The organism is Pedobacter agri PB92, from assembly GCF_000258495.1.
Classification (GTDB): Bacteria; Bacteroidota; Bacteroidia; order Sphingobacteriales; family Sphingobacteriaceae; genus Pedobacter; species Pedobacter agri.
This window is the reverse complement of the sequence record NZ_AJLG01000245.1, coordinates 1-5,644: the sequence shown is the minus strand read 5'-3', so window position 1 is coordinate 5,644 and position 5,644 is coordinate 1. Positions and strand designations below refer to the sequence as shown.

Sequence of the window (5,644 nt, the reverse complement as noted above, 5' to 3'; positions counted from 1 at the left end):
ACGTACACACTACAAGATTCAGTTCGCTTATGGTGCAGATAAAAACGGAAGAGGTTACGACTATGATACGCAGAAAGAAGAGAGTTTTAGCGTCGACAGAAATGATTTGATTATTAATGTATTGCAGCCCAGAGCAGTTTTAGCAAATGTATTAATGGAGCCGCAAACTTTTGTAGCAGATTCAAATACTTACGACATTACCGCCTGGGCATTACCTTATGTATATGGTTTAAAAGCTTATGCCAGTAAAGAAAGTTTTAAAGGTAAATATGCTGATTTGGCGGTGGCCGATGAAACGTCAAATGATATTGATAAACCTTTAGCCTGGTTATTTGCATGGGGTGCTGCTGAAAATGTGCAGGTATTAATCGATTTGCAGAAAGAAAATATCAAAGTGAGGCAATCTGATCAGCCATTTACGGTCTCAGGCAAAGACTATCCTGCCGGAACACTGATTGTTTTAAGGGCAGAAAATGAAAAGAGTGTAAAAGGTTTAAAAGAAAAGGTAGTCGCCGTCGCCAGAAAATTTGATAAGCCGGTTAGAGGAATTACCAGTGGCTTTGTCGAAAAAGGAAAAGATTTTGGTTCAAACGTATATCCGATATTAAAGCAACCAAAAATTGCTATCGTTTCTGGCACTGAGGTTTCTTCGCTGGCATTTGGTGAAGCCTGGTTTTATCTGGAGCACGATTTAAACCTCGCACCAAGTATTATCAATGCCAGGGATATCAATAACCTGGATATTAATAAGGTCAATACTTTAATCCTTCCAGATGGAAGTTATAGTGCTTTTGTAGGCGATGGTCTTACCTCCTGGTTAAATAAGGGTGGCAAATTAATTTTAATGGAAGATGCTATTGAAAGTGTGCTGGATAAAAAGGGGTTCGACTTAAAAAAGAAAGAACTGCTAGCTAAAAAAGATGAAAAACCTGAGCCAAGCAAATTGCTGTTTAAAAACAAGGATAAAGATGACTTTGAATTCGCCATTCCGGGTGCAATTTATAAAGTGAATCTGGATGCTTCACACCCTTTATCGTATGGATTAGGAAAATTCTATTACACGCTTAAAACCGACCGGAAGATTTATGAGCCATTTGCCAAAGGCTGGAATGTGGGTCAGGTTAATGAAAAAAGTTTGATGGCAGGCGTCGTCGGTAAAAAGGTACGTGAAGAATTAAAGTCAGGATTGTTGATCGGTATACAGGATTTTGGTAGAGGACAAGTAGTTTATTTGGCCAACGACCCGCTTTTTAGAAATTTTTGGGAAGGTGGAAAGACTCTTTTTGGGAATATCCTTTTTTGTAGTTATTAATCATACAAAAAACCAATATTATGTAAGCCCTATGTTAATCAAACATAGGGCTTTGTTGTATTTATTAACATTTATTAGGCGGTTTTGTCATATTTTAAATAGAATGTTAAAAATTGTTAAAATAAATTTGGTGATATACTCAACTAACTATACTTTAGTGTTTTATTAGAATCATTAACTAACCTATTTTCAAATTATGAAAAAACTTCTACAAAGTTTGTTCATTCTTATGTTCGTTGCGTTCGGCGCAATGGCTCAGGAAAGAACAGTAACTGGTACGGTAACCTCTCAAGAAGACGGTCTTCCTGTTCCAGGTGCAACAGTAAGGGTAAAAGAAATTCCTAACCTGGGCGCACAAACCGGAGCGAATGGTAAATTTACCTTAACCGTTCCATCAAATGGTAAAACGATTGTTGTAACATTTTTAGGTTATGCTTCTCGTGAGTTCACAATTCCTGCAAGCAATGTTATTAATGCTGTTTTAGCATCAGATGCTACTTCGCTGAATGAAGTTGTAGTAACAGCTGGTGGTGTTGCGATTAAACGTCGTGAGCAAGGTAACCAGTCTACAACCGTTAAGGCTGAAGAATTAACACAAGGTAAAGCATTTAACGTTGCCAGCGCTTTAACTGGTAAAGTTGCGGGTTTACAAGTAAACGCTGTAAGTAGTGGTGTTAACCCTAACATACGTTTGGTATTAAGAGGTAACCGCTCTTTATTAGGTAATAACCAAGCCTTAGTGGTATTGGATAATGTTATCGTTCCAAGTGATGTTTTAGGAAATTTAAATCCTGAAGATATCGAAAACATTGAGGTATTGAATGGTGCGGGTGCTGCGGCACTTTATGGTTCTGATGCATCAAATGGTGCATTAATTATTACCACCAAAAAAGGTAAAAGAGGTGCTACAAGTATTAACGTAAGTCATACTACTAATGTTGAGCAGGTAAGTTTCTTACCTAAATTACAGGATAGATTTGGTTCTGGTACGGGTAACGATGATATTCCTACTTATACAGCTTTCGAAAATCAGCAGTATGGTCCTGCGTTTGATGGGGTAGTTCGCCCAATCGGTAAACCGTTGGCAGATGGCTCAATCCAGTCAGTTCCTTATTCTTACAATAAAGATGAAAATAAAGATGCTTTCTGGGAAACTGGTTATTCAAACCAAACCGATTTCAACTTATCATCAGGTGATGATAAAGGAACCTATTACTTTTCCGGTCAATATTTTGATCAAAAAAGTACTGTGCCTGGTGATAAATACAACAGATTCTCGATGCGTATTAATGGGGAGCGTAATTTAGGTAATAATGTAACTTTTGGATTTAACTTAAGTTATGTTCAAAACCGTTACGATCAGGGAAATGCTATCGGAAGTGTATTTGATAACGTACTTCAATCTCCAGGACAAATTCCTTTAACGAGATACAAAGATTTCAAAAATGATCCGTTTGCTAATCCTAACGGATATTATAATGAGTACTATCAGAATCCATATTTTGCTTTGGCAAACTCTCGTAGTGCAACTCGCAACGATTATTTAACAGGTAATGCACAAATCAAATGGAATCCAATTAAGGATTTATCATTATTGGTTCGTGCGAATTTATCTAACAGAGCATTTTCAAATAAATCTACTACCAACAAATTTACATATTCTGCTTACCGTTTAGCATCTACGCCTAACTTCGCTAATATCGTTGGTGGTGTAAGTGATTATTCTGGTTACAATGTTCAAATCAACCCTGAGTTCCAGGCGCAATACATCAAGCAGTTATCTAAAGACTTCTCTTTAAATGTTATTGCTGGTGCTACCATCAGACAAAACACTTATAAAAGAGTTGATGTAGGTACTCAAGGAGGTTTAGCTCTGGATGATTTCTTCAACGTAAGCAATGGTCTTCAGAACCCATCGGCAAGTGAATCGAACTTTAAAGCCAGACAAATTGGTGTTTATGGTGATGCACGTTTAGGATTTAGAAATTATTTATATTTACACGTAACAGGAAGAAACGATTGGAGATCAATTTTGTCTCCTGAAAACAGATCATTCTTCTATCCTGCTGCTGATATTTCATTCATTGCTTCAGATGCCATTCCTTTCTTGAAAAACTCAAAAGTAATTGAGTCGTTGAAAATCAGAGGGGGTGTTTCTAAGGTGGGTAACGTTAACTTAGGTAACAGTACAAACTTCGGTGCCTACGCTTTATTGCCAACATTTGGTCAGGCCTCTGGTTATCCTTATGCTGGTATCCCGGGCTTTACTTTAGCTGATCGTATTGTTTCTCCTAATATTAAACCAGAGATGACTTTGGCTTATGAAGGTGGTATTGATTTTGTATTATTAAAATCAAGAATCTCGGGTAGTTTTACCATGTATAAAACAAATACAACTGACCAAACAGTTCCGGTAAGTGTTGCTAACTCTACAGGTTTTTCTTCATTTTTAACAAACACAGGTGAAGTAAGCAATAATGGTATTGAAACTAACTTACGCCTTGTTCCTTATAGAAATTTAGACAATGGTTTAGAGGTTTCTGTTGGTGCTAACTATACCTATAATAACAATAAAGTTGTTTCCATCAGCAACGGATTACCTGCGCTTGGTTTGTCAGGAACAACAACATTAGGTTCATGGGCTGTAGAAGGTCAGCCTTTCCCTGTGCTTCAAGGAACTGATTATGTGAGAGATTCTGAAGGTAGAGTTATTGTTGATAGATATACTGGTTTTCCAAATGTTACTAATGGAAACAAGGTTTTGGGTAATGTTGAGCCTCGTCATCGTTTAGGACTTGATGCTGCTGTAAGTTACAAAGGTTTCCGTTTAACAGGTTTATTTGAATACCGTGGAGGTTTCGTGATGGGTCAAAACTCAGGAAGTTATGATTTCTCTGGTGCTGGTATCAGAACAACATATTTCAACCGCGAACGTTTTGTGATCCCTAATTCATCGTATTTAGATCCTGTTACAAACACTTATGTTGCAAACACAAACATCACTACCAGAACAGGTGGGGTAGATTTCTGGACAAATCCACCAACAAATATGGGCGTTGCCAGCAATTACGTTTATTCGGCTGCTTTCTGGAAGCTTAGAGAGTTATCATTATCATACGATTTACCAAAGTCAGTTTTGGGTAGTTTGAAATATGTTAAAGGTGCTCGTATCAGTGTTCAAGGCCGTAATTTATTTATTTGGACACCTAAAACCAATATTTACACAGACCCTGAGTATAGTGATGCAGGCCCTGACAATAACGGTATAGGTATTGCATCGTTAGGTCAAACGCCTCCAGCTCGTTTTTATGGTGCTACATTATCATTAACATTTTAAAAAACATCCATATGAAAAAGATATTTAACGGTTTATTGATAGTTGCTTTAGCAGTAGGCTTTACGTCTTGCAAAAAGTATCTAGATATAAATGAAAACCCAAATAGTTCTACCGAATCTACACCCGCTTTAGTTTTACCTCAAGCGATTGTGAATTCAGCTGCTGTTTCGCAATCTTACAATAGCGCTTATTATTTTCCTGGTGGCTTCGCCGCCAACATTTATGGTGTTGGTAGTTACGGTGCCAGTGTTACTTATGCCTATACTGCTGGTAGCTTTACTAACTTGTTTTCTGGTGTTTACAATAATGCAACAGATTATCAATATGTAATTGACAACACTGCAGGAAATTCATCATTGGTATACAGTAACGCTATTGCAAGGATCATGAAGTCTTTCATGTTCTCAAAATTAGTAGATCAGTATAATGATGTGCCTTATAGCGAAGCTTTAAAAGGCAGCGCTATTTTAACGCCTAAATATGATAAAGCTGAAGATATTTATAAGGATTTAGTAGCACAATTAACGGCGTCAATTAAAGCAATTACCGATGGTCAAGCAGTTACAAGTGCAAACAAACCTGCTGTTGTGGCTTCGAGTACAGATCCTTTATTTAAAGGTGACATGAACCTTTGGAAAAAATTTGCTAATACAGTAAAACTACGTTTATTAATTAAAATGGCTGGTGTGCCTGCGCAATCAGCTTATGCTACTACTGAATTTGCGGCTTTAAGTACATCAGTTGGTTTCTTGGAAACAGATGCACTTGTAAATCCAGGATATTTAAAAGAAGCAAACAGACAAAATCCGTTATATAATTCACTTGCCTTCGGAAGTGATGGTGTAAGATCTCAAGCTCAGGCTGTTCCAACGATCTGGATTTTAACATTTTATAATGGCACTAAGATTTCTGATCAAGGTAGAGGTTACGCTATTTATAGAGGCTTTCCAAGTCCGGCAGTAAACAGATTAGGTGAGGAAAATTAGTGTGTACGT

Annotated in this window: 2 protein-coding genes and 1 pseudogene; all 3 read left to right on the top strand. The window is 37.3% G+C overall.

Going from position 1 to position 5,644, the window contains the following annotated elements:
- Positions 1–1,312 (top strand): annotated as a pseudogene (locus ON09_RS22090) (zinc carboxypeptidase); the annotation flags it as partial.
- Positions 1,313–1,508: 196 nt separating this feature from the next.
- Positions 1,509–4,649, top strand: coding sequence for a SusC/RagA family TonB-linked outer membrane protein (locus ON09_RS22085; protein WP_202947182.1), 3,141 nt, complete (start codon positions 1,509–1,511; stop codon positions 4,647–4,649).
- 11 nt (positions 4,650–4,660) lie between these two features.
- Positions 4,661–5,635: a SusD/RagB family nutrient-binding outer membrane lipoprotein gene (locus tag ON09_RS22080; RefSeq protein WP_010603244.1), complete on the top strand. Its 975-nt coding sequence runs from the start codon at positions 4,661–4,663 to the stop codon at positions 5,633–5,635.
- Positions 5,636–5,644: the final 9 nt, after the last annotated feature.